Below are 20,295 nucleotides of genomic sequence, written 5' to 3'. Positions count from 1 at the left end.
CGGAGACGTAAGAAAGGACCTCACGTGACGATGGACGACGAAGCGGTGATCGCGCGGCGCCGTGAGGCCATGACGGACGGAACGCCGCCGCCGAGATCTCGCGGCCGGCTCGCCGACGAGGTGTACGACACGCTGCTCGGACAGATGATGTCGCTCCGGATCGAGCCCGGTTCCCGCGTCACGATCGATGTCCTGGCGCGGGAGCTGGGGGTCTCGCAGACGCCGATCCGAGACGCTCTGAACCGCATGGAGGCCGAGGGCCTGGTCGTGCGGGTGCCCCATGCCGGCTATCACATTCCCCCCCAGATCACCCGGCACCGCTTCGAGGACATGCTGGAGGTCCGCCTGCTCCTCGAACCGGCGGCGGCGCGCAGATCCGCCGAACGCGCGTCCTCGGACCAGGTGGCCGGCATGCGGCGGATGCTGGAGGACATGGTGGAGCTGGAGGGGGGCAAGGGCCCCATGGCCTATGGCGCCTTCGGGCTGCGCGACGCCGCTTTTCACGATCTCGTCGCCCTGAGCGCGGAGAACCAGGTCATCCGCGAAGCGCTCGCCCGCCTGCACACGCACGTGCACCTGTTCCGGCTGCACCGCGACGCCCAGGTCACCCACCTGGCCATGGCCGAGCACGAGGAGGTTCTGGCCGCGATCGCCGCGCGCGACCCCGACGCCGCCGCCTACGCCATGCGCCGGCACATCCTGCTGTCCGGCGAGCGGTTCCGGCGATTGTTCGACGAGGCCGAGGGCGCGAGCGGAATGGCGGCGGAGGCTTGACGAGCGGGCTGGGTCGAGAAATGCTAACTCAATCCGATCGGATCGGATCGGATCCACCTCACCCGCCCCAGATGCGAGGAGAAGCAGGTGCCCCGAGCGCTGCTCCTGACCGGCGACGCCGCCGAGGAGCTCGACACCATGTATCCCTACTATCGCGTGCAGGAGGGCGGCTGGGACGTCGACGTCTCGTCACGGACGATGCGTGACGTTCAGCTGGTCATCCACGAGTTCGACCCCGGCTCCGACGCCTACGTGGAGAAGAACGGCCGGAAGCTGCCGGTGAACGTGCCCTGGGCCGAGGTCGACGTCGAGCGCTATGACGCCCTCATCATTCCCGGGGGACGCGCTCCCGAGTGGATCCGGGTCGACGCCGACGTCAGGCGCATCACCGAGCACTTCTTCGCGCGCAACCTCCCGATCGCGCTGGTGTGCCACGGCGCGCAGGTGCCGGCGGTGTACGGGCTGCTGAAGGGGCGGAAGACGGCGTGCTTCCCGCCGATCACCGGTGACATGGAGAACGCGGGCGCGACCGTCATCGACGCTCCCGACGTCGTGGACGGCAACCTCGTCTCCTGCCGGGGGTGGCCCGACATGCCGCAGTTCGGCAGGGCGATGATGGAGGTCTTCTCGAAGTCCGTCAACTCCGCATCGGCATGAGCACGCCCGGCCCGTCCCGGTGACGGCAGTTCGGACGGTCACCATCGGCGGCTCCCCCGTCCACGTCCTGGAGAGCGGCACCGGGCCCGCGGTGCTGATGCTGCACGGCTCCGGACCCGGTACGACCGGATCCGGCGCCTGGGCGACGACGACCCAGGCGCTGAGCACGTCCTGGCACCTGGTGGCTCCTGACCAGGCGGGGTTCGGCCGTACCCCGATCCCGGCGGGCTCCAGAGGCGGGCTCCGGCTGTGGACGGAGCAGGCCGCGGGCCTGATGGATGCTCTCGGCGCCGAGCACTACGCCGTGGTGGGCCACTCCATGGGCGGCGCCGTGGCGCTGGCGCTGGCGGCCGCGCGCCCCCAGCAGGTCACCCGGGTCGTGGCGGTCTCGACGATGGGCGCCCCCGGGGCGCCGCTGTCCGCCGACCTCGACGCGATCTGGGCCGCCGCCCCCGGCCCGCTCGGGGCACGGGACATGCTGAGCCGCCTCGTCCTCGACCAGGCGCTCGTGACCGAGTCGGCCGTCGCCGCCCGCGCGGCCGCGATGCGCGCGGGGGCGGCCGCATACGCGTCGCTGTTCCCTCCACCCAGGGCGCGCTGGGCCGACGACCTCACCCTCTCGGCACGGACGCTGGCGGGAATCCGCGCACCCGTGCTGCTCGTCCACGGCGCCGACGACCGCGTCACCCCGCTCGGGACGGCAGCCCTGCCCCTGCTCGAACACCTGGCCGACGTCCGCCTGCACGTCCTCGGCCGATGCGGGCACGTGCCATCGCTCGAGCACCCGCACGACTTCAGGCGACTCCTGTCGTGCTTCCTCGACCGGTGATATCGGCGGCAGTCGCAAGGCGCGACGCCATCCCGCGCGCGGCCCCCATCGGGGACCAGCCCTGAGGCCCATGCGGTCCTGAGTCGTTCCGGCGGAACGTTCAGCCCTCCTCGCAGCCGCGACTGCATCTCCCGACCAGGGTGGCGCTGCCATGAACGCGAGAGCGGCACGTACGCATGCCAGTTGGCTCGTCAGGGACAAGGGCTCGTTCCACCTCGCGATGGCCACCGGCTGGCTGCGCCTGATCGGGGTCGACTCCGGCCTGCTGCCGACCTCGGACTCCGGCCGGAGTCTCCCGGCCTGGTCGAGGGCTGTGCCGGCCCGCGGAACACCCTCCGGGTGATCAAGATCGAAGGGCGCGGCGGGAGGACCACGGCCTGTCCCGCCAGTGGTGTCCGAGCGGCATCGGTGGCCGGCGGAGACCTGCGACTGCAGATTCTCGGGCCGTTGCGGCTGTGGCGGGGCGATGAGGAGCTCGACGCGGGTCCGCGGCAGCAGGCCTACCTGCTCGCGCTGCTGCTGGCCCGGGAAGGGCAGCTGATCAGCACGCCGGAGCTGGTCGAGTGATCTGGGACGACGACGCTCCGGCCAGCGCGGTCAACGTCATCCACAAGTACGTCGGCGCACTACGCCGCCTGTCGGAGCCCGCGCTGCCGATCCGCGGCAACGGCTCCTACCTTCAGCGCCGCGGTAACGGCTACCTGTTCGCGGCCGGGCCCGGCGCGCTGGATCTGGCCGTCTTCCGGGAATCCGTCCGAGCCGCCGGCCAGGCCGTCGCGCGGCAGCGGCGGGAGGCGGCGCTGGACTGCTACGTGGAGGCGCTGGGATTGTGGCAGGGCCCCACGGGCGAGGGACTGGCCTACGGACCGACCGCCATGCCGATCTTCGCGGGGCTGGACAGCGAGTTCCTGCCCACGTGTGCGACGGCTGCCGAACTCGCCGTCGCGCTCGGCCGGCCTGAGCGCGTGCTACCGCCGTTGCGGCTGGCCGCCTCGATGGCGCCGTTGCACGAGCCCGTACAGGCGAGCCTGATCTCCACCCTGGGCGCCGCGGGGCAGCAGGCCCAGGCGTTGTCGCTGTACCAGAAGGTCCGTGACCGGCTGGCCGAGGAGCTCGGCATCGAGCCCGGCCCAGCGCTGCGGGCCGCCCACCAGCGCGTACTGAACGACACCCCTTCCCCGCCGGTGCGGATGACCGACGGACAGCCCTCCGGGCAGCCACCCGCGCCCTGGCAACGAACTCTCGCACCCGCCACGCCGCCCGCCGCGGGCCTGGTCGGCCGCGCCGCTGAGCTCGCGGTGCTGCGGCAGGCGGCGGGGACGGCACTGACCGGTGGCAGAGGGCTCGCCATCATCGACGGTGAGCCGGGGGTGGGCAAGACTCGCCTGCTGGAGGAGATCGCGGCCGAAGCGGAGGCGGGTGGCGCGCTCGTCGTGTGGGGCCGCTGCATGGAGGGCGAAGGCACGCCGTCGATGTGGCCATGGGTGCAGGCGACCGGCACGGTGCTGGGGGCGCTGCCCGCGACGGTACGACAGGACCGGCTGACCGCCGAGCTCGACCGGCTGCTCGACCCGGGTGACGAGGGCGTCACCGCACGGGCCCTGCCGGACGCGGCCGGGCTCAGTTCCGGCTGTTCGAACAGGTCGTGGCCGCCGTCGGCGAGGCCTCCGCGCTGCGGCCGACGCTGCTCGTCATCGACGATCTCCAATGGGCCGACGTCACCTCGCTGCAGTTGTTCGGCCACCTGGCAGCGCGGTTGCCGGCCCGCACGATGGTCGTCGGAGCGCTGCGTGACCGTGCGCCCCTGCCGGGTACGGAGTTGTCGCGGATGCTCGCCGCGGTCAGCCGGGTCTCGGGCCAGCGCCGCGTCCATCTGGGCCCGCTCAGCCCTGCCGAGGTGGCCGAACTCGTCCGCGGGGAGACCGGCCGGACGCCCGGCCCCCGACGTCCTCCGCGACATCCACGCCCGCACCGCGGGCAACCCGTTCTTCGTCCGCGAACGTGTCACGCAAAATCGGGTTCCCCCGACCATCACACCTACGGCAAGTCCGGTTTGTCGGCCTTTGTGAGGGGTTAGGGCCCGCTGTGACGGTCCGGAAAGGGGGCCCGGCATGCATGCGGAATCAAGTGGACGTACGGCCCTGGTCACCGCGTCCACCGGCGGCATCGGCGAGGCCATCGCGGTGGCGCTCGCCGAGCGGGGCGCCAAGGTCGTGGTCAACGGCCGGGACCCGGACGTCGTCGCCGACGTGGCCGGGCGGCTCGGCGGACACGGAGTCACCGCCGACGCCGGCACCGCAGAGGGCGCCGCCGCGCTCATCGAGCAGGTGCCCGATGCCGACATCCTGGTCAACAACGTGGGCGTGTACGTGACCAGGCCGGTCTTCGAGATCACCGACGCGGAATGGCTGCACATCTACGAGGTGAACGTGCTGTCAGGCGTCCGCCTCGCCCGGCACCACGTGCCCCGGATGGCCGGCCGCGGGTGGGGCCGGGTGATATTCGTCAGCAGCGAGGCCGGAGTGCAGACACCGGTGAACATGGTGCACTACGGCATGACCAAGTCCGCGCAGCTCGCGGTCTCGCGCGGGATGGCCCAGGAGGCCGCCGGGACCGGCGTCACGGTCAACTGCGTGCTGCCCGGCCCGACGCTCAGCGCGGGCGTGCGCGGGATGTGGGACGACCTGTACCCAGGGCTGGACCCGGCCGAGCAGGAGCGCCGGTTCGTGTCCGAGAGACGCGCGGCGGGATCCCAGCTGGGCCGCCTGATCCGGCCGGCCGAGGTGGCGAATCTGGTCGCCTACGTCGCCTCCGAGCGTTCCTCCGCCACCACGGGAGCCGCGCTGAGTGTCGACGGCGGGCTGGTTCCCACGATCTTTCCTTGACTCGATCCGCGGCTCGCTCGGCTTGTCCCGCGTTACCGCGTCCACGTCCCCGGGCCGGCCTCCGTCATGCCGGCCCGCCAGAGCACCTGAGGAGGCAAGCCGCCATGGGCATCCGCTCGTTCCTGCCGGGCCGCCTGGGCTTCGGCTCGGCGCCGCTGGGCAACATGTACCGCGCCATTCCGGAAGAAGAGGCGCTGGCCACCGTCGAGACCGCCTGGAACGAGGGCATTCGTTACTTCGACACCGCCCCCTTCTACGGGGCCGGCCTGTCGGAGATACGGCTCGGGCAGGTGCTCGGCTCGAAGCCTCGCGACGAGTTCGTGCTGAGCACCAAAGTCGGCCGGCTCATCTCGGACGAGACCGAGGATCCCGCCGACCGCGACCTCGGAGAGAAGGGCGGCCTGTTCGAGCACGGCCGGCCCAACAAGATCGTCTACGACTACAGCGCCGACGGCACCCACCGCTCCATCGACGACAGCCTCAAGCGCCTGAACACCGACCGTCTCGACTTCGTCTGGGTACACGACATATCCCAGGACTTCTGGGGCGACAGGTGGCTGGAGGCTTTCGATCAGGCCCGCACCGGCGCGTTCCCCATCCTGCAGGACCTGCGCGACCAGGGCGTCATCAAAGGCTGGGGTCTCGGGGTCAACCGGGTCGAACCCATCGAACTCACCCTCGGGCTTCAAGAGGCGCAGCCGGATGGCTCCGTCCTGGCAGGTCGCTACACCCTGCTCGACCACGAACGCGCGTTGCAACGCCTCATGCCCACCGCGGCCGAACAGGGTGTCGACATCGTCATCGGCGGCCCCTACAACTCCGGCGTGACGGCCGGCGGCACGCACTTCGAGTATCAGCAGGCGTCCCCCGCCATCGTCGACAAGGTCAAGCGCATCACCGCGCTGGCCGAGCAGCACGGCGTCAGCGTCAAGGCCGCCGCCCTGCAGTTCAGCCTCGCCCACCCGGCCGCCGCGGTCGCGATCCCCGGCTCGTCGCACCCGTCCCACGTCGCCGAGGACCTCGCCGCGGTGAACGAGCCCATACCAGCCGCGTTCTGGACGGCTCTGCGAGAGAACGAGCTGATCGCGCCGAACGCGCCCGTGCCCACCGAGTGATCCAGGAGGTCACCATGGCCACCGCCACCGCGACGACCGACCTGCCCGCCTCGCCCGACCAGGTCTGGCGGCTCATCGGCGGCTTCGGCTCGCTGCCCGATTGGCTGCCGTTCATTCCCACGAGCGAGCTGGAGGAAGGCGGCCGGGTCCGGCATCTCACCACCGCGGACGGCGCGACGATCGTCGAACGCCTGGAACGATTCGACGACCGGTCTCGCAGCTACACCTACGCCATCGTGCAAGCGCCCTTCCCGGTGACCGACTACCACTCCACCATCGCGGTCCACCCAGGCGTGGATGCCGATCATGCACGGGTGGAATGGTCGGGCACCTTCACTCCGCGGGGCGCCACCGACGAGGAGACCGTCAAGCTGTTCCACGGCATCTATGCCGACGGTCTCGCCGCACTCGCTCACGCTCTCCGCACCTGACCGGACCGCACGAAGAAACGGCTTTGGCCCACCTTCGGTGATGATCAGCTCGTTCGCGGCGTCCGGAGATTCCCGGAGTTGCGCGCCGCAGCCCACGGGATCAGCTCGGCCGCCACTTGCTTGCTCCAGGGGCGCACCAGGAAGCTCAGTTCCTGACAGCGATCGTCGCCGAGCGCGGCGTAGGGGGCCCTGCTCATCCGGTCGGTCGCCTCTTCGATGGCCTCACGTTCCCCGCGCCCCTGCTCGGTCAGGAGGCCGTCGCGGAGCCGGCCACGCTCCTCCAGCCTGCTCTCAGCGGCCGCCCAGTCGGTCTCGGTCCAGCCGCGGGTGGTCCGGAGCGTCTCAGCCGGTACGGCACCGGTGGCGGCGTGGGTGACGAGGGCTTCGATCCCGCTGAGCCCGGCGGCCAGCAGGGCGGCCAGGTGGCCGTCACCGCGAAACTCGCGCAGCAAGGTCGCGGCGTGCCAGAGCACCAGGTGCGGAGCGGCAGGCCAGGGCAGCGCGGTGTGCGCGGCGTACAGAGGCCGCCCGCTCAGCTCGCCAGAGATCGCCTGGGCCGCCTCCCGGGCCAGCTCGGCGGCATGAGACATCTCCGGCGAATCAACCGCGTCGCCGAGCACGCGGCGCAAGGTCGTGTCGGCCGCGTTCAGCCGGGCGTCCAGAATGTCGGCGGGGGAAGCGAGGTGCCATGCGGCCGGTATCGCCTTACGTACCACCTGCGGATTGAAGTTGTAGAAGGTGGCGATCACCGCCTCGGCGGAGACCGGGCCGAAGGCGGCCGCCCGGGAGGCGAAGTACCCCATCCCGTCCGGTCAGCCCGAGCCGCTGGTAAGCGGCATGCGCGTCCGGGGAGAAGTAGATCATGCCGTGCAACGGCTCCAGCGTCCGCCACGTGCGGCGTTCCAACGTCATGCTGGTGAAGATACCGACCGGTTGGTACCGCGTCCACCGGTGAGAGCGACACGGCGGCGGCTCGGAGCGACGGGCCGGTGGCAACACCGGCACCGCGCTCCGAGCCGACCGGGTCCAGGGTTCGCGCGGTTGCGGCCCTAGTCGCGACCGATGACGACGTCCTCTTCGCAGATGACGCGCCCGAACGTCGACAGGTCGATGAAGTTCTCGTGATCGGGGTCGACGATCTTCAGGAAGTTCTCGCTGAAGAACAGGGCCTCAAGGCCGGCCATGTCGTCGAACCAGGCCTCGACCACCGAGTCGTACTCCGATGCCGGGTACCGGGGTGCCGGCACCGGGTACGACACGACGAACCGGCGGATGTACTGCTCCGACTCCGGGATCGACATGAGCAGCGGTCGGTGGATGTTCTGCTGGTAGTGCTTGAACTCGTCGTGCGTCATGCCTTCGCGGCGCTTCAGCGTGATGATCATCTTGATCATGAGTGAATTCCCATCCTCTACTGATTGTTTTCTGACAAGGAAAGTGACGTGGTCGAAGGGTCGTTTCCGTCCGGGGCATGGCGGGTGTCGGAGCCGCGCAGCCGCCGCGCCAGGGCCCAGAACAGCACGGTCGTGACCACCTGGACGCCCAGCCCCGCCGCGAAGGCACGCTCCCAGCCGAGCGACGGGGCGAGCGTGCCGGGGATTCCGCCGATCGTGGCGATGCCGAGCGCGAGCGAAGCCTGTTGCGCGGTGGTGAACAGGCCTCCGGCCAGGCCCGCGACTCGATGCGGCACCGCTGCCATGACCGTCGCGACGAGGGGGCCGTACTGGCTCGCCTGCGCCGCGCCGAGGAGCAGGCCGATCACCTGGAAGCAGCCGATCCAGACCGCCGCGCCCCTGCCATGGCCGACCCACGAGGCCAGGCCGAGCACGACCAGACCGGCGGCCAGCAGGCCGGCGGCCACCTCCATCGTGCGGTCGCCGAAGCGCGCGGTGATGCGCGGCATGCGAAGGCCCGCGAGCACGAAAGCCCCCGCGAACGCGGCCAGCCCGAGCCCGGAGCCGACCGGCGTCAACCCGAGGCCGACCTGGGTGAACATCGAGTACTCGTAGCTGAACGCGCCGTACCCGGCGAAGAGCAGCACGGTCATCGACAGCCCGATCCGCAGGGCGGGCGGCCGCAGGCTGGAGGGGGCGACGAGCACCGGACGTCCCGCCGGCTCGCGCCGTCGCTGGTTGAGCCAGAAACCCCACAACCCCAGCACCCCGAACGCCACCAGCGCGAGTGTCCACCAGGGCCAGTCTGTCGCCGGGCCGAGTGACAGACCGGCGACCAGAGCCAGGAGCGGGATCGCCGCCCGGAGCGCGCCGCCGAGGTCGGGTCGTTCGGCGCCGCTCGGCGGGGCGGCCCGGAGCCGGCGCACGCCCAGCAACGCCACCACGGCGGGGATCGCGGAGGTCAGGACCGCCCCTCGCCATCCCGCCCACGGCAGGCTCAGCCCCATCACGAGACCACCGGCGACCTGCCCCGCCACGGTGCCGGCCCCGGAACTCGCGGTGAACGCCGCGAGCCCGCGCGCCTGGGCGGCCCCGCTGCCCGAGGTCTGAATGATCGCCAGCGTCTGTGGCATCACGATCGCCGAGGCCGCACCTTGCAGGACCCGGGCGGCGACCAGCCACCAGAGTCCGGGAGCCGCCGCGGCCAGCGCCGCCGTCAGCGCGACCGCGACAAGCCCGAAGGCCAGCAGCAGCCGGCGTCCGTACCGGTCGCCGAGACGTCCCGCGGGGATCAGCCCGGCCGCGAACGTGACCGCGAAACCGGCCAGCACGAGCGCGACCTCGCCACGATCCGCGCCGAGATCCGGTCCGAGCCGTGGGGCGGTCACGTTGCCGATGCTGAACGTGTACGTCGCTCCGAATGCCGCCACGAGAACCGGCCATGTCCGTTGCATGACACCCACCCTGCGCCGCTGGCGGGCGGCCCTCCAGAGTGCCGTGATGCTGGTGCTCGGACCACCACCTTGGCCTGGCCGCGCCGTGGCATGCTCGTTGCCATGGCGGACACACGTTCTCGTGAGCTCGGCGCCTACCTGCGGGCTCGGCGTGACCGGCTCTCGCCCGCGGACGTGGGCCTGCCCGGTGGCGGCGGCCGGCGCCGGGTCAAGGGGCTGCGCCGGGAGGAGGTCGCGGTTCTCGCGAACGTCGGGTCCACCTGGTACACGTGGCTCGAACAGGGACGCGACGTACAACCGAGTGTCGAGGTGCTGACGGCGATCGCGGACGCGTTGCGACTCTCCCCCGGCGAACGCCGGCATCTGCTGCTCCTCGGCGGGCACGCGGACGTGGCGGGTCCTCCGAGCTTCGAGCAGGTCGGCGGCCAGTTGCAGGGACTGCTGGACAGCCTCTGCCCGCATCCGGCGGTGGCGATGAATCCGTGGTTCGAGCCCCTGGCCTACAACGCGCCGTTCCGGTTCATGATCGACGACATCGAGGCGTTGCCGGCGGCCGATCGTAACTGCGCCTACCTGCACTTCACCCACCCCGACTGGATCGCCGGGCACTCCGACCACGAGCAGGAGTGCGCGGGCATCGTGGCCCGACTGCGCGCGTACTACGGCGAGTCGGTCACCGACCCCGCCTGGGGACCGCTGCTCGGCCGGCTCCGCGAGGAGTCACCGCTGTTCGTGCGCCTGTGGGACCAGGCGGACGTGTCGAGCGATCCCGACCGGGTGAAGGGAATCCGGTCGCTGCACGTCGGCAAGCTGTCCCTGCGCACCGTCACGATGCAGCTCCAGGCGAACCCGCGCACCCGGATCGTCGTGTACCAGCCGGAGGATCGGACGACCCGGGAACGGCTCGAAGAGCTCGCGAGCCGGATCGCCCGCGGCGTCATCGACGGTCCGGCGAATGTACGGCGGCTGCGTCCGGCGACCTGACGAGATCGCTCGCGACAGCCCGGGCGCTCCGGATGCCTCGACGGCCCGGATCCGCATCCTCGCACAGCGCCGCGAGGCCATGACCTGCGCGGCGGCGGACGGGACATGGTCCGCGAACGCCAGCCTCGGCGAGCAGCGTGCGGGCGCGTCGCCGCCGGTCGGCGGCGGCCTCGGCCTCGGTGGTGGGCTGTTCGACGCCCGGGTGCACGGGCGCCGCTCTTGCGGATGATTCCTTATCGGCGCGGCAGGGGCTCCCACCATGCGGTCGCGAATCTGCTGGTAGATCGGCGTCTCCCTGTCGAGATCTAGGGGCAGCTACACGCTACAGGTTCTATCTGATATACATCTAATAGAACAGACGCTCAGCCGCGGCGCTTCGCGGAAGACGCCTGCCCCCACCCCCTTGCGGCGAGGCAGCCCCTGGGGCCCCACCCCGTTGATCAAGGAGACAAGACCATGAGCCCCACCAACCCGACCGCCTCAACAACGAGGCACCCCAGCAATCCGCGCACCCTGGGTGTCGCCACAACCGCGGCGGCGATGCTGGCCATTTCGGTGATCGCCGCCGCCGCTCCCGCTGCCGCCACCCCCCGCCCAGCCTCACCGGCCACCGCCGCGTCCGCGCCGGCCGACGGCTCCATGCGTGACGTCGCACAGCAGATGCTGGCCATCGGCAACCCCGGCCACCTGGCACGGATCAACGACGGCCGGCGCGTTTCCACCACCGCCGTCGGAGTCGCCGACATCGCCACGGGCCGCGCGCTGCGCGCGGACGACCAGTTCGAGATCGGCAGCAACACCAAGACATTCACCGCGACGCTGATCCTGCAACTGGTCGACGAGAAGGCGGTCACCCTCGACTCACCGGTTTCGACGTACCTGCCCGGCGTCGTCCCCAACGGCGACAACATCACCGTGCGCATGCTGCTCAACCACACCAGCGGCCTGTTCAGCTACACCGGCGACCCCGAGGTGCTGTCCATCCTGCAGAACGACCCGCGGCACAACTGGACCGAGCGAGAGCTGCTCGCCGCCGCCTTCGCCCACCCGCCGACATTCGCCCCCGGCAAGGGCTGGTCGTACTCGAACACGAACTACACCCTGCTCGGAATGATCGCGCGGAAGCTGACCCGCTCGAGTCTCGCCGACCTCGTTCGCGAGCGCATCGCCCGCCCGCTCGGCCTCAAGCACACCTACTACGCCAACCCGCGGGCCACCATGACCGGCCCGGGATACGCGCACGGATACGCCATCACCTTTGCCGACGGCACCCCGAAGTACACCGATCACACCGGTGCGAACATCGGCGGCTGGGCCGGCGCCGCCGGGGCGGTCATCTCCACCAGCAGCGACTTGTCACGCTTCTACTCCGCCCTTCTCAAAGCCGAACTGTTCTCCCGTGCGCAGCTCCGGCAGATGAAGACCACCGTCGCCCTACCGGACGAATTTCCCATCAAGGGCCGCTACGGTCTCGGACTGATCAAGTTCGATACGCCCTGCGGGACGGCATGGGGCCACGGCGGCGACACCCAGGGCCACCACAGCACGACCGCGGTTTCCGGCGACGGTCGCCGCACCGCCATCAGCGACAGCACCGGCAAGGCCTCCGACCTCGCACCCAACGACGGGATCACCCGCTGGACCAACGTGGAGTTCGCCGCCCAGAAGGTGGCCGTCTGCCACATGCTCGGCACGCCAGTGCCGGGCTCCCTCATCCGAGAGCTGCACGACACCGCACCGTAGAGGGCGGGAGCGTCCGGGTGACGTGAATCAGTTCCCTCGGGCGGTCGGGGCCAGGCGGCCTTCGAAGCCCAGTCACAGTTCAGAGGCTTCACACGCCGTCCGAGGCGACTTGAAGGATGGGGCGGGCAGATCAGGCGTGACTTGGTATGGGGGCAGGACGGATGGTGATCACAGCCATCAGGCCGGCGCCGGCGCCATGACCGCCGCACCCATGGCCGGGCCGACGAGGCCGACGCCGATGCCCGTGACGATCAACCCGAGCGGCAGCGACCAGATTTGCGGCAGGCAGCCGGCTCCGTTGACGAGCAAGCCGGCGCCGGCGGTGAGCCGGGGTGAGGCACCGTGCAGGAAGCGGCCCTCCAGGGTGGAGGTCAGGAAACCGGCCAGGGCGAGTGGCGTCATGGCCAGCCCGGCGTGGACCGGGTCGAGGCCCTCGGCGGACTGGAGCTGGATGGAGGTGTAGACGAGGGCGGCGAAGGCGACTGCGCCCGCCATGGCGCACACCAGCACCGTGCGGGTCCAGGCGTACCTGCCGCCGGATCCCGTGCAGCCGTCCGGCGGACCAGTCGAGCTGGATGAGGGCGACAGGACCCTGCTGCATGCGCTGAACCGGGACGGTCGAGCCTCCTACGCCGAGCTGACCGCCGTGACCGGCCGGTCGGAGTCCACGGTCAAGCGCCGCCCGTCCACGTTGCGCCGCGCCGGGATCCTGCGCCTCCGGCTCGACCTGGCCCCGGCCGCGATCGGCTTTTCCGTGGAAGCCCGGTTGTGGATCAACGCTCAGCCCGCCCGCGTCGTGCAGATCGCCGAGGCCATGGCCCAGCAGCCCGAGGTTTCCTTCGCCGCGCCTACCACCGGCTCGACCAATCTGCTGGTGGCGCTGGCCTGCCGCAGCACCACGGATCTTGGCCGCTTCCCGACCGGACGGATCGCCTCCCTGGAGGGGATCAATGCGATGGAGACCGCACCGATCCTCCGTACCGTCAAACGTGCGGGAGCACTACTGCTGTGAGCGGCGCCCGCGCAACCCGCCGCCCAGCGTCATTCAAGGGCTCGCGGCACCAGGAGCAGGTGAGGGATCGCCCGACAGCGGAGGGTGGGCGCCGGCGTCGAGGCCAGGAACCCCCGATGACGGCCCTGAATCAGCCGCCGACCTTGGCAGCAATGAAACCTGTTGGCCTCGACAGACAAGGAAACTTATACTCTGAGTAATCGTTCGCATGCGATGCGTGCCTATCCCCTGGAGGGGCGATGACTCCATTGAGACGCCGGATTGCGGGCGCGCTACTGGTCGCGGCTGCGGCATGTAGCGCGCTCAGCATCCCCGCCGCGCAAGCTTCTACCACGGCGCGACATCAGGCCCGTGCAGATCCCTGCTGGGCAGAGCCGACTCACCGCATCGGCGGGGGCCTCATCAAGTACGAGCAGTTCGGAGCTCGGTCGCTCTGCAAGCCGCAGACCTGGATGCATTGGCATCAGGTTCACCTCGAGTGCGCCGACGGAGGAGGTCCGGCCTATCACGGCAACATGACCGGAGGCACTGGTGTGTCGGAGGCATGGTGTCCCAAGAACACCTTCCGGACTAATTTCTGGGTGACGCAGGGGCCAGACCATCCCTGAGTACGTACGCGCACTCCGCAGACAGCACGCCCGTCCGCTGGAGGCGTGCCGTCTGCGAGGTTGGGTCGCGCGGCGGTCGGGCGGCCAGGCGGAGCTTGCCGATGATGGGCAGAACCTATCTCCGACCTGGCCCTTTTAGGTAGTTATCTACCTGGCTGCGTAGGTGAGAACGAGAGCCGAGTGTCGAGCAGCTTGAGGGCCAGGTTGGCGATCACCAGGTCGGAGCTGCTGGCGAATTCGGGAGCCGGTTCGGTTGTTGCCGTTCTTCCGCGAGTTCGGCGGCGTGTGCGCCGATCTGCGGCAGGCATTCGCCCGGCACGTGGGCATGAGCCCACACCGAGTACAGGTGCTCGTCCGGCTGCGGCGTAACGGCGAGACCAGCCACAGCGATCTGCGCCAGGCGCTGGGCATCGACGGTGCGAGCGTCACCCGGCTGATCAAGGAGTTCGAGGCCGAAGGGATTGTCAGGCGTCGTCTCGACCCGGCCGACACCCGCTGCACCCTGGCCGCATCGACCCCCGCCGGCGAACGGGTAGCGGCCGACCTGGAGCGATCGCACCAGGCGTACCAGGAGCGACTGCTCGCCGATGCCACCGCACAACAGCAGGAGATCGTGCTGGACGTCCTACGGCGCATCCGCGCGAACGTGACCGCACAGGAGAGCCGATGACAGACGAAGTGCGGGCCGCCGCGTGGCGCATGTACGCGGCGTTCAACGCCCACGAGCACACCGCCACAGAGGAGATCTTCACGACGGGCTCTTCAGCCATCCCCCTGGGCGCCACCGGACCCGAAAGCGTCACCCGGGCATGGCGACAGTTCCACGAGGACTTCCCCGACGCGCAGGTCGTCGTCGAGGACATGGTCGTCGAGGGCGACACCGCCGCCGTCCGCACGAGCGTGCTGGGCGTTCCCGGACAGCAGCCACCGACGATGCTGGAGATCTTCCGGGTGCGCGACGGGCGTATCACCTGTGGCGGCGGTCGGCCCACCGGCCCCTCACTTACCGCACGACCCGCTGCTCGAGGTCCTGGAGGAACCCACGGTAGGTGTCGAGGAGCGGATCGCCGGTCTCGGCCATCCACGCGAGCAGGTGCCGCCGGGCGCCCTTGAGTGCCTCCCGATGGATCGGATCCTCGGCCAGGTTGGCCAGCGAGTGCGGATCGGCGCGGAGATCGTAGAGCTCCTCCGGAAAACGGTGCACGTAGAACCGGGCACGCTGTGCGAGCCGTTCGTCGCTGGAGGCGGCGGCGAGCATCGCCGGCCAGGTCCGTCCCATCATGTTCTCCGCCCGGTACTCCCGGGCTCCGTCGGACCACTCATTCCAGATGTAGCCGAACCGGTCGTCCTGCCGGCAGCGCATCTCGAACCGGCCCTTCGCCGCCGTCTCGTGGAACACCGTGAACACCGTGTCCCGGCCGTCCTGCCGTTCTCCGCGCAGCAGCGGGAGCATGCTTCGCCCGTCCAGCCCCGTCGGCTCCGGGACGCCCGCAGCCGCGCAGAGCGTCGGGAACAGGTCGATCATCGACACGAACGCCGTGTCCACTCGCGTCCCGGGGCGGGTCACCCGGGGCCAGCGGACGATCAGCGGCGTCCGGCTGCTCTGCAGATAGCAGTTCGCTTTGGCGAACGGCACGGCGATCCCGTTGTCGGACAGGAACACCACCAGCGTGTCGCCGGCGGCGCCGGTCTCGTCCAGCGCGCGCAGCACCTCGGCGACCACGTCGTCGCAGCGGCGGGACGAGCTCAGGTACTCCCGGTATTCCTCCGCTACCTCGGGCAGCCCGGGAAGGAACTCGGGCACGTCCCCGACGTCGTCGCCCGGCCCGAAGACCTTCGACGGAGCCGGGTACGTGGCCCGCGCTTCGGCTGGGAAGCGGTCCAGCTCATCCTGGCTGCCGGAGTAGGGACGATGCGGATCGTGCGCGTTGGCCATGAGGAACCAGGGCCGCCCCTGCGCGGCCGCCTCGCCCATGAACTGTCGGGAGGCCTCGCCGTAGGCCCGCGGATCGCGTCCCATCCCGAGCTCGCGCATGCCGCGGGTGAATTCCCAGCCGAACGCCTCCACCGGCTGCAGGTGCTCGACCTTGCCGAGGATGCCCGACATGTACCCGGCCTCGTACAGCAGCCGGGTCAGGACCGGCACCCCGGCGGTGATCGGCTCGAAGCCCTGAGCGCCGTTGCGGTGCGGCCACCGGCCGGTCATGATCGCGGAACGGCTGGGCTGGCACACCGCGATCGCCACGTGTGCGCGCCCGAACGTCATCCCCTCCGCGGCGAGCCGGTCCAGGGTGGGGGACACCTCCGCCGGGCCGCCGAAGCAACCGGGGGTGTCACCGCCCATGTCGTCCGCGGTGATCAGCAGAATGTTCGGTGGCATGATGCTCCTCAACGGCCGCTCAGTTCAAGGGTGGCGCGGACGTCACCCAGCCCTCGGGCGAAGATGATCCGTCCCTGCGAGGGGAGCGGCGTCCATGCTGCGCGCGTCTCGTCCCAGTACCGCCACAGGCGCGGATCGGTGGCCACCTCGACCCTCGCGCTCTCACCCGGCTCCACGGTGGCGGCCTGCCAGCCGACGAGCCGCACCGGCCGACGGTCGTCGGTGGGACGGAAGTAGACCTGGACGACCTCGCGGCTGGTCCGGCCGCCCGTGTTGGTGACGGTCACAGCCAGGCGGTGGCCTTGGCCGTCGAGTATCGCGGCGTCGGAGTATTCCCAGGTGGAGTAGCCGAGGCCGTGTCCGAACCAGAACGCCGGCGCGGGCCCACGATCGTGGCCTCGGTAGCCGACGAAGGCGCCCTCCGTGTATTCGAGCCTGCCTTCGACCGGGGTGACCGACCAGGCCGGGCCGGCTTCATCCGCGGCGGGGAACGTGGTGACCAGGCGGCCGGCCGGCTCGATGTCCCCGAGCAGCGTGGCCGCCACGGCGTGGCCGCCCTCCTGCCCCGGCAGGCCCGCCCAGAGCACGGCGTCGACCTGGTCGAGCCAAGGCATGAGGATCGGGGTCGCCGCGTTGACCACGACCACCGTGCGCCGGGCCGCGGCGGCGACTGCGGCGACGAGCGCGTCCTGTGCGCCGGGCAGCCGTAGCGTGGTCTTGTCGACCGACTCGGTCTCCTGCTCCTCGGTGAGCCCGACGACGACCACGGCGACGTCGGCGTCCTGGGCGGCGCTGACCGCGCGGGCCACCACGGCGTCCACGTTCTCCGGCGCGGGGCGCGCGACCAGCCCGTAAAGCCCTCTGCGGCCACGGCCGGCCGTTTCCGCCAGCGTGACCTCGGTCTCGAGGAGGTCGCCCGGCTCCGCGTCCGCCAGGGTCGTGCCGCCGGGTGGCCGCAGAACCGCCTCGCCGACGTCCCCGCTGTCCAGGGTCAGCTCGAACCGCTCGACCAACTGGCCGACGCGTACCTCCCATGCCCCGGCGCCGATCCCGCCGACCTGGAGTTTCCCGCCCTGGGGCAGACGTGCCCGTAGCCGTACGGCGTGCGGCGGCTCCGGTAGGTCGTCGTCGATCCCGATCATCGCGACGCCTGAGGCGGCATGGCGTTCGTCGATCACTGACCCGTCCTCGGCGTGCACGCTCACCTGCACCCCGGGTTCTCCGGTGACGGGGTGGACGGCGAATCCCGCCGCGGCCGGGACGGGCCGGTGCCGGGCCTCCACCCCGTCGGTGACCGCCACCGCGTCCCCGAGCAACGCGGTGAGCCCTTCGGCGACGCTCACCTGGTAGGGGGGATTGACCTGCGCCGACCCGCCGCCCATGTCGATGGTCTCGAGCGCGTGGCGGCCGATCAGTGCGACAGTGGCGCCTCGCGCCAACGGCAGGGTGGCGCGCTCGTTCTTGAGCACGGTCATGCCCTCGGCGGCCAGCCGCGTGAGCTGCTCTCTGCGCATCGGGCTGTCCGGGGCGGGCACCGGTGCTTGCCGCTCGCGCGGCTCGCCCAGCACACCGGCGCGTTCGGCGAGCAGCAGCAGCCGGCGCACGTGATCGTCGATCACCGCCTTGTCCACGTCGCCCGCGGTAACGGCGTCCACGAGGTGCCGGCCCCATGGTCCGCCGGGACCCGGCATCACGAGGTCGAGCCCGCCGTTGGCCGCGGGGGCAGCGCTCGTGGTCGCCCACCAGTCGGACACGATCAGCCCGCGGTAGCCCCACTCCCCCTTGACGATCTCGTTGATCACGTGGTGCTGCTCGGTCGCCGGGGTGCCGTTCACCTTGTTGTACGCGGCCATGATCGACCAGGCGTCCGCGTCGGCCACGGCGATCTCGAACGGCAGCAGGTAGAGCTCGCGCAACGTGGCCTCGTCCACGACACTGTCCACGGTGTGCCGGGCGGTCTCCGACTCGTTGGCCACCAGGTGCTTGAGACAAGCGCCGACGCCGTGGTCCTGCAGCCCTCGTACGTACGCGGCGGCGAGCACGCCGGACAGCAGCGGGTCCTCCGAGTAGGCCTCGAACAGCCGCCCGCCGAGCGGGCTGCGGTGCAGGTTGATCGTCGGCCCGAGCACGACGTGGATGCCCTGGGCGACGGCCTCCTCAGCGAGCATGCGGCCCACCTCATAGGCGCTGGCGGGGTTCCAGGCCGCGGCCAGCAGGGTCGCGTTGGGGAACAGGGCGACCGTGCGGCCGCCGGTGAACGTCAGCCCACGGACGCCTGTGGGACCGTCGGACATGCGCATCTCGCCGAGTCCGATGGACGGCTCGGGGCGCAGAGTGAACATGCTCGCGCCCGTGAGCAGAGCGACCTTGGCCGGCAGGTCCAGGGAGCCGATGAGGGCCTCGTGGCCGGTGGCGACGGGGTGCGGGCTGGTCATGGCAGGATCCTTCCGATCAGGCGGGCTCGGCCGCGGCGACCATGCGTTCCCATGCGGCGTGGCGTTCGGGCGTCCAGGCGGCCTCTGCGGCGTGCCACGAGACCGGTGTGGCACCGGTCGTGGCGGACAGCCGCTCCGCCAGGTCGTCGGCGAGGTGGGCGCGGCCGGTGGCGCGCAGGTGCTCCATGTAACGGTCCGGGTCGTTGTAGTAGGTGGGTCCGACCTGCAGCGTCGTCTGCATGGGGTCGGGCAGCGCGCCGGGCCGTCCGGCGTAGGTGTGCCACCACTCCGACAGGTACGTCCGCATCTGTGCCGCCAGCTCCGGCTCCTTCTCCAGCAGATCGGTGGTCAGGTGCGGATCGGCGGTGACGTGGAAGAGTTGCTCCCACTCGGCGCGGCAGCTGCCCGGATGGTAGGTGCGGATGTAGAGGTGGTCGCGGGTGCGTACCGACCGCTGGTAGGTGTGGGCGCCGTGGCCGAGCACCAGATAGGGGCGCGATGGGATGGCCGAGCCGCGTACGGCGTCGGCGAACGAGGCGCCCTGCCAGCCGCCCGGGATCGGGATGCCGAGCAGGTCGCACAGGGTGGGGGCGAGGTCGATGTTGTACAGCAGGGCGTCGCAGCGGCGCGCGTCCTCGGGCAGGTCGTCGGTCACCCCGGGCCAGTAGACGACCATCGGTACGCGGTGGACCGGCTCGTTGGCGTGACCGTGCTCGGCGTAGGAGCCGTTCTCGCCGAAGGACTCCCCGTGGTCGGCGCTCACGATGATCGCGGTCTCGTCGGCGATGCCGAGCTCGTCCAGCGTGGCAAGCAGCTCGCCGAACAGGCTGTCCCAGTACATGATCGTGCCATCGAACCCGTTGATGAGATGCTCGTAGTCGGCGCGGGTACGGATCTCCTCCGGCATGTTGTGCGGCACCGGCGAGCGGCGCGGCAGGACCGAGTAGTGCAGGTCCAGCGCGCTGCGGGGCCCGTAGACCTCCGCGTGGCCGTCGATGGCCTCCTGGTCCGGCCAGGCCGGGGGCGGACCCGATGCCGCCGCCTTCTCGGTCCAGCCCGGCTCGGTCAGGTACGGCGTGTGCGGCTCCCAATAGGTCAGGTGCAGATACCAGTCGTCCTCGTGCGCGTGCCGGCGGATCCAGTCGAGGCCGACCCGGTTGATGTCGCGCCCGTCCTCGTCGTTGAGCTGATCGCTGGCCCGGATGGATTCACGGAAGTTGCCGAGGAAGTAGTAGGCGCGGTGCCGCTCGGCGAACATGGACACGGCGGCCGTGTAGTAGCCGTGCTGTCCCAGCCGCTGGCCGAGCAGCGGGCGTTCGGGATGATTGCCGTGGCCGGAGTCGAGCCGGTAGCGGGCGGCCTCGCCGAAGTGCCCGACGACGCCGTTCGTGATGCCGAACTGCCCGCTGGTCAGCGCGGTCCGTGAGGGCAGGCAGGGTGAGTCCGAGCAGTAGTAGCGCTCGAACGTGACGCCCTTGTCGGCCAGCGCCTGCAGATGCGGCGTGGTCGGCCGCTGGTATCCGTAGGGCTGCGTGTGGTCGGCTCGGAGCGTATCGACGTCAATATAGATGACGCGCATGGAAACCCTTCTCGT

General features: G+C 70.7%; 22 protein-coding genes and 1 pseudogene. 15 read left to right on the top strand and 8 right to left on the bottom strand.

Annotated elements, in window-relative coordinates; all coding sequences use genetic code 11:
- The first annotated feature begins 30 nt into the window (after positions 1 to 30).
- The 10 genes and pseudogenes from ABFX54_RS26465 to ABFX54_RS26420 all read left to right on the top strand — a co-directional run bounded on the left by ABFX54_RS26465 (position 31) and on the right by ABFX54_RS26420 (position 6,691).
- A complete protein-coding gene (locus ABFX54_RS26465) occupies positions 31 to 774 on the top strand; it encodes a GntR family transcriptional regulator (RefSeq protein ID WP_346109062.1) in 744 nt (247 codons plus the stop codon).
- A gap of 87 nt (positions 775 to 861) precedes the next feature.
- Positions 862 to 1,431 (top strand): DJ-1/PfpI family protein, encoded by a 570-nt coding sequence (locus tag ABFX54_RS26460; RefSeq protein ID WP_346109042.1) that lies wholly within the window; start codon positions 862 to 864, stop codon positions 1,429 to 1,431.
- Positions 1,432 to 1,450: 19 nt separating this feature from the next.
- The gene (locus tag ABFX54_RS26455; RefSeq protein ID WP_346109041.1) at positions 1,451 to 2,260 is read left to right on the top strand and encodes an alpha/beta fold hydrolase; all 810 of its coding nucleotides are present in this window, start codon (positions 1,451 to 1,453) and stop codon (positions 2,258 to 2,260) included.
- A 151-nt stretch (positions 2,261 to 2,411) separates the two neighbouring features.
- Positions 2,412 to 2,603, top strand: a complete 192-nt coding sequence (locus ABFX54_RS26450) for a hypothetical protein (protein ID WP_346109039.1) — start codon at positions 2,412 to 2,414, stop codon at positions 2,601 to 2,603.
- A complete protein-coding gene (locus tag ABFX54_RS26445) occupies positions 2,600 to 2,827 on the top strand; it encodes a hypothetical protein (protein ID WP_346109038.1) in 228 nt (75 codons plus the stop codon). The genes ABFX54_RS26450 and ABFX54_RS26445 overlap by 4 nt, the downstream gene beginning before the upstream one ends.
- A pseudogene (locus ABFX54_RS26440) lies at positions 2,824 to 3,831 on the top strand (AfsR/SARP family transcriptional regulator); the annotation flags it as partial. The gene ABFX54_RS26445 and the pseudogene ABFX54_RS26440, both read left to right, overlap by 4 nt.
- A gap of 74 nt (positions 3,832 to 3,905) precedes the next feature.
- Positions 3,906 to 4,337, top strand: coding sequence for a hypothetical protein (locus ABFX54_RS26435; RefSeq protein ID WP_346109060.1), 432 nt, complete (start codon positions 3,906 to 3,908; stop codon positions 4,335 to 4,337).
- A 34-nt stretch (positions 4,338 to 4,371) separates the two neighbouring features.
- A complete protein-coding gene (locus ABFX54_RS26430) occupies positions 4,372 to 5,145 on the top strand; it encodes an SDR family NAD(P)-dependent oxidoreductase (protein WP_346109036.1) in 774 nt (257 codons plus the stop codon).
- 104 nt (positions 5,146 to 5,249) lie between these two features.
- The gene (locus tag ABFX54_RS26425; RefSeq protein WP_346109034.1) at positions 5,250 to 6,260 is read left to right on the top strand and encodes an aldo/keto reductase; all 1,011 of its coding nucleotides are present in this window, start codon (positions 5,250 to 5,252) and stop codon (positions 6,258 to 6,260) included.
- A 14-nt stretch (positions 6,261 to 6,274) separates the two neighbouring features.
- The gene (locus ABFX54_RS26420) at positions 6,275 to 6,691 is read left to right on the top strand and encodes an SRPBCC family protein (protein ID WP_346109032.1); all 417 of its coding nucleotides are present in this window, start codon (positions 6,275 to 6,277) and stop codon (positions 6,689 to 6,691) included.
- A 44-nt stretch (positions 6,692 to 6,735) separates the two neighbouring features.
- On the opposite strand, the gene ABFX54_RS26415 is transcribed toward ABFX54_RS26420, so the two are convergent.
- The 4 genes from ABFX54_RS26415 to ABFX54_RS26405 form a co-directional block, all read right to left on the bottom strand.
- Positions 6,736 to 7,494, bottom strand: coding sequence for an SCO6745 family protein (locus ABFX54_RS26415; RefSeq protein ID WP_346109030.1), 759 nt, complete (start codon positions 7,492 to 7,494; stop codon positions 6,736 to 6,738).
- Positions 7,397 to 7,603, bottom strand: coding sequence for a helix-turn-helix domain-containing protein (locus tag ABFX54_RS57045; RefSeq protein WP_428834573.1), 207 nt, complete (start codon positions 7,601 to 7,603; stop codon positions 7,397 to 7,399). Before ABFX54_RS57045 ends, ABFX54_RS26415 begins: the two co-directional genes overlap by 98 nt.
- A gap of 137 nt (positions 7,604 to 7,740) precedes the next feature.
- Entirely contained in the window at positions 7,741 to 8,085 is a 345-nt protein-coding gene (locus ABFX54_RS26410; protein WP_346109028.1) for an EthD domain-containing protein, read from the bottom strand.
- Between the two features lie 17 nt (positions 8,086 to 8,102).
- On the bottom strand, positions 8,103 to 9,515 hold the full coding sequence (locus ABFX54_RS26405) for an MFS transporter (protein WP_346109026.1): 1,413 nt from the start codon (positions 9,513 to 9,515) through the stop codon (positions 8,103 to 8,105).
- 126 nt (positions 9,516 to 9,641) lie between these two features.
- Here ABFX54_RS26405 and ABFX54_RS26400 point away from each other — a divergent pair, with 126 nt between their 5' ends.
- Both ABFX54_RS26400 and ABFX54_RS26395 read left to right on the top strand, forming a co-directional pair.
- Positions 9,642 to 10,523 carry a helix-turn-helix transcriptional regulator gene (locus ABFX54_RS26400; RefSeq protein WP_346109025.1) on the top strand — a complete coding sequence of 294 codons (882 nt, stop codon included), beginning with the start codon at positions 9,642 to 9,644 and terminating at the stop codon, positions 10,521 to 10,523.
- 456 nt (positions 10,524 to 10,979) lie between these two features.
- Positions 10,980 to 12,266: a serine hydrolase domain-containing protein gene (locus ABFX54_RS26395; protein ID WP_346109023.1), complete on the top strand. Its 1,287-nt coding sequence runs from the start codon at positions 10,980 to 10,982 to the stop codon at positions 12,264 to 12,266.
- Between the two features lie 177 nt (positions 12,267 to 12,443).
- Here the strand turns inward: ABFX54_RS26395 and ABFX54_RS26390 are convergent, their stop codons facing one another.
- A complete protein-coding gene (locus ABFX54_RS26390; RefSeq protein WP_346109021.1) occupies positions 12,444 to 12,761 on the bottom strand; it encodes an MFS transporter in 318 nt (105 codons plus the stop codon).
- Between ABFX54_RS26390 and ABFX54_RS26385 the strand changes: the two genes are divergently transcribed.
- The 3 genes from ABFX54_RS26385 to ABFX54_RS57040 all read left to right on the top strand — a co-directional run bounded on the left by ABFX54_RS26385 (position 12,760) and on the right by ABFX54_RS57040 (position 14,999).
- Positions 12,760 to 13,278, top strand: a complete 519-nt coding sequence (locus tag ABFX54_RS26385) for an Lrp/AsnC family transcriptional regulator (RefSeq protein WP_346109019.1) — start codon at positions 12,760 to 12,762, stop codon at positions 13,276 to 13,278. The genes ABFX54_RS26390 and ABFX54_RS26385 overlap by 2 nt on opposite strands.
- An 864-nt stretch (positions 13,279 to 14,142) precedes the next feature.
- Positions 14,143 to 14,556 carry a MarR family winged helix-turn-helix transcriptional regulator gene (locus tag ABFX54_RS26380; RefSeq protein ID WP_346109017.1) on the top strand — a complete coding sequence of 138 codons (414 nt, stop codon included), beginning with the start codon at positions 14,143 to 14,145 and terminating at the stop codon, positions 14,554 to 14,556.
- Positions 14,553 to 14,999 carry a nuclear transport factor 2 family protein gene (locus tag ABFX54_RS57040; RefSeq protein WP_428834572.1) on the top strand — a complete coding sequence of 149 codons (447 nt, stop codon included), beginning with the start codon at positions 14,553 to 14,555 and terminating at the stop codon, positions 14,997 to 14,999. The genes ABFX54_RS26380 and ABFX54_RS57040 overlap by 4 nt, the downstream gene beginning before the upstream one ends.
- Here the strand turns inward: ABFX54_RS57040 and ABFX54_RS26375 are convergent.
- Genes ABFX54_RS26375 through ABFX54_RS26365 form a run of 3 tightly spaced genes read right to left on the bottom strand, consistent with a single transcriptional unit; the run spans position 14,890 to position 20,280 of the window.
- Entirely contained in the window at positions 14,890 to 16,266 is a 1,377-nt protein-coding gene (locus ABFX54_RS26375; RefSeq protein ID WP_346109015.1) for a sulfatase family protein, read from the bottom strand. The two genes, ABFX54_RS57040 and ABFX54_RS26375, sit on opposite strands and share 110 nt — an antisense overlap.
- An 8-nt stretch (positions 16,267 to 16,274) precedes the next feature.
- Positions 16,275 to 18,701 (bottom strand): beta-glucosidase family protein, encoded by a 2,427-nt coding sequence (locus ABFX54_RS26370; RefSeq protein WP_346109013.1) that lies wholly within the window; start codon positions 18,699 to 18,701, stop codon positions 16,275 to 16,277.
- A 16-nt stretch (positions 18,702 to 18,717) separates the two neighbouring features.
- Complete coding sequence (locus ABFX54_RS26365; RefSeq protein ID WP_346109011.1) at positions 18,718 to 20,280, bottom strand: sulfatase family protein; 1,563 nt, start codon at positions 20,278 to 20,280, stop codon at positions 18,718 to 18,720.
- Positions 20,281 to 20,295: the final 15 nt, after the last annotated feature.

Origin of the sequence: Nonomuraea maheshkhaliensis, assembly GCF_039529435.1 — a bacterium.
GTDB classification, from domain to species: Bacteria; Actinomycetota; Actinomycetes; order Streptosporangiales; family Streptosporangiaceae; genus Nonomuraea; species Nonomuraea maheshkhaliensis.
Note: the sequence above shows the minus strand (reverse complement) of the source record. Positions and strands in the feature narration are given on the sequence as shown.

What these genes read in the sequence shown, in the direction of transcription:
- ABFX54_RS26465 (WP_346109062.1), top strand. Translation starts at nt 31, where the DNA reads ATGGACGACGAAGCGGTGATCGCGCGGCGCCGTGAGGCCATGACGGAC.
- ABFX54_RS26450 (WP_346109039.1), top strand. Translation starts at nt 2,412, where the DNA reads ATGAACGCGAGAGCGGCACGTACGCATGCCAGTTGGCTCGTCAGGGAC.
- ABFX54_RS26430 (WP_346109036.1), top strand. Translation starts at nt 4,372, where the DNA reads ATGCATGCGGAATCAAGTGGACGTACGGCCCTGGTCACCGCGTCCACC.
- ABFX54_RS26425 (WP_346109034.1), top strand. Translation starts at nt 5,250, where the DNA reads ATGGGCATCCGCTCGTTCCTGCCGGGCCGCCTGGGCTTCGGCTCGGCG.
- ABFX54_RS26420 (WP_346109032.1), top strand. Translation starts at nt 6,275, where the DNA reads ATGGCCACCGCCACCGCGACGACCGACCTGCCCGCCTCGCCCGACCAG.
- ABFX54_RS26415 (WP_346109030.1), bottom strand. Translation starts at nt 7,494, where the DNA reads ATGGGGTACTTCGCCTCCCGGGCGGCCGCCTTCGGCCCGGTCTCCGCC.
- ABFX54_RS57045 (WP_428834573.1), bottom strand. Translation starts at nt 7,603, where the DNA reads ATGACGTTGGAACGCCGCACGTGGCGGACGCTGGAGCCGTTGCACGGC.
- ABFX54_RS26410 (WP_346109028.1), bottom strand. Translation starts at nt 8,085, where the DNA reads ATGATCAAGATGATCATCACGCTGAAGCGCCGCGAAGGCATGACGCAC.
- ABFX54_RS26400 (WP_346109025.1), top strand. Translation starts at nt 9,642, where the DNA reads ATGGCGGACACACGTTCTCGTGAGCTCGGCGCCTACCTGCGGGCTCGG.
- ABFX54_RS26395 (WP_346109023.1), top strand. Translation starts at nt 10,980, where the DNA reads ATGAGCCCCACCAACCCGACCGCCTCAACAACGAGGCACCCCAGCAAT.
- ABFX54_RS26385 (WP_346109019.1), top strand. Translation starts at nt 12,760, where the DNA reads ATGGCGCACACCAGCACCGTGCGGGTCCAGGCGTACCTGCCGCCGGAT.
- ABFX54_RS26390 (WP_346109021.1), bottom strand. Translation starts at nt 12,761, where the DNA reads ATGGCGGGCGCAGTCGCCTTCGCCGCCCTCGTCTACACCTCCATCCAG.
- ABFX54_RS57040 (WP_428834572.1), top strand. Translation starts at nt 14,553, where the DNA reads ATGACAGACGAAGTGCGGGCCGCCGCGTGGCGCATGTACGCGGCGTTC.
- ABFX54_RS26375 (WP_346109015.1), bottom strand. Translation starts at nt 16,266, where the DNA reads ATGCCACCGAACATTCTGCTGATCACCGCGGACGACATGGGCGGTGAC.
- ABFX54_RS26370 (WP_346109013.1), bottom strand. Translation starts at nt 18,701, where the DNA reads ATGACCAGCCCGCACCCCGTCGCCACCGGCCACGAGGCCCTCATCGGC.
- ABFX54_RS26365 (WP_346109011.1), bottom strand. Translation starts at nt 20,280, where the DNA reads ATGCGCGTCATCTATATTGACGTCGATACGCTCCGAGCCGACCACACG.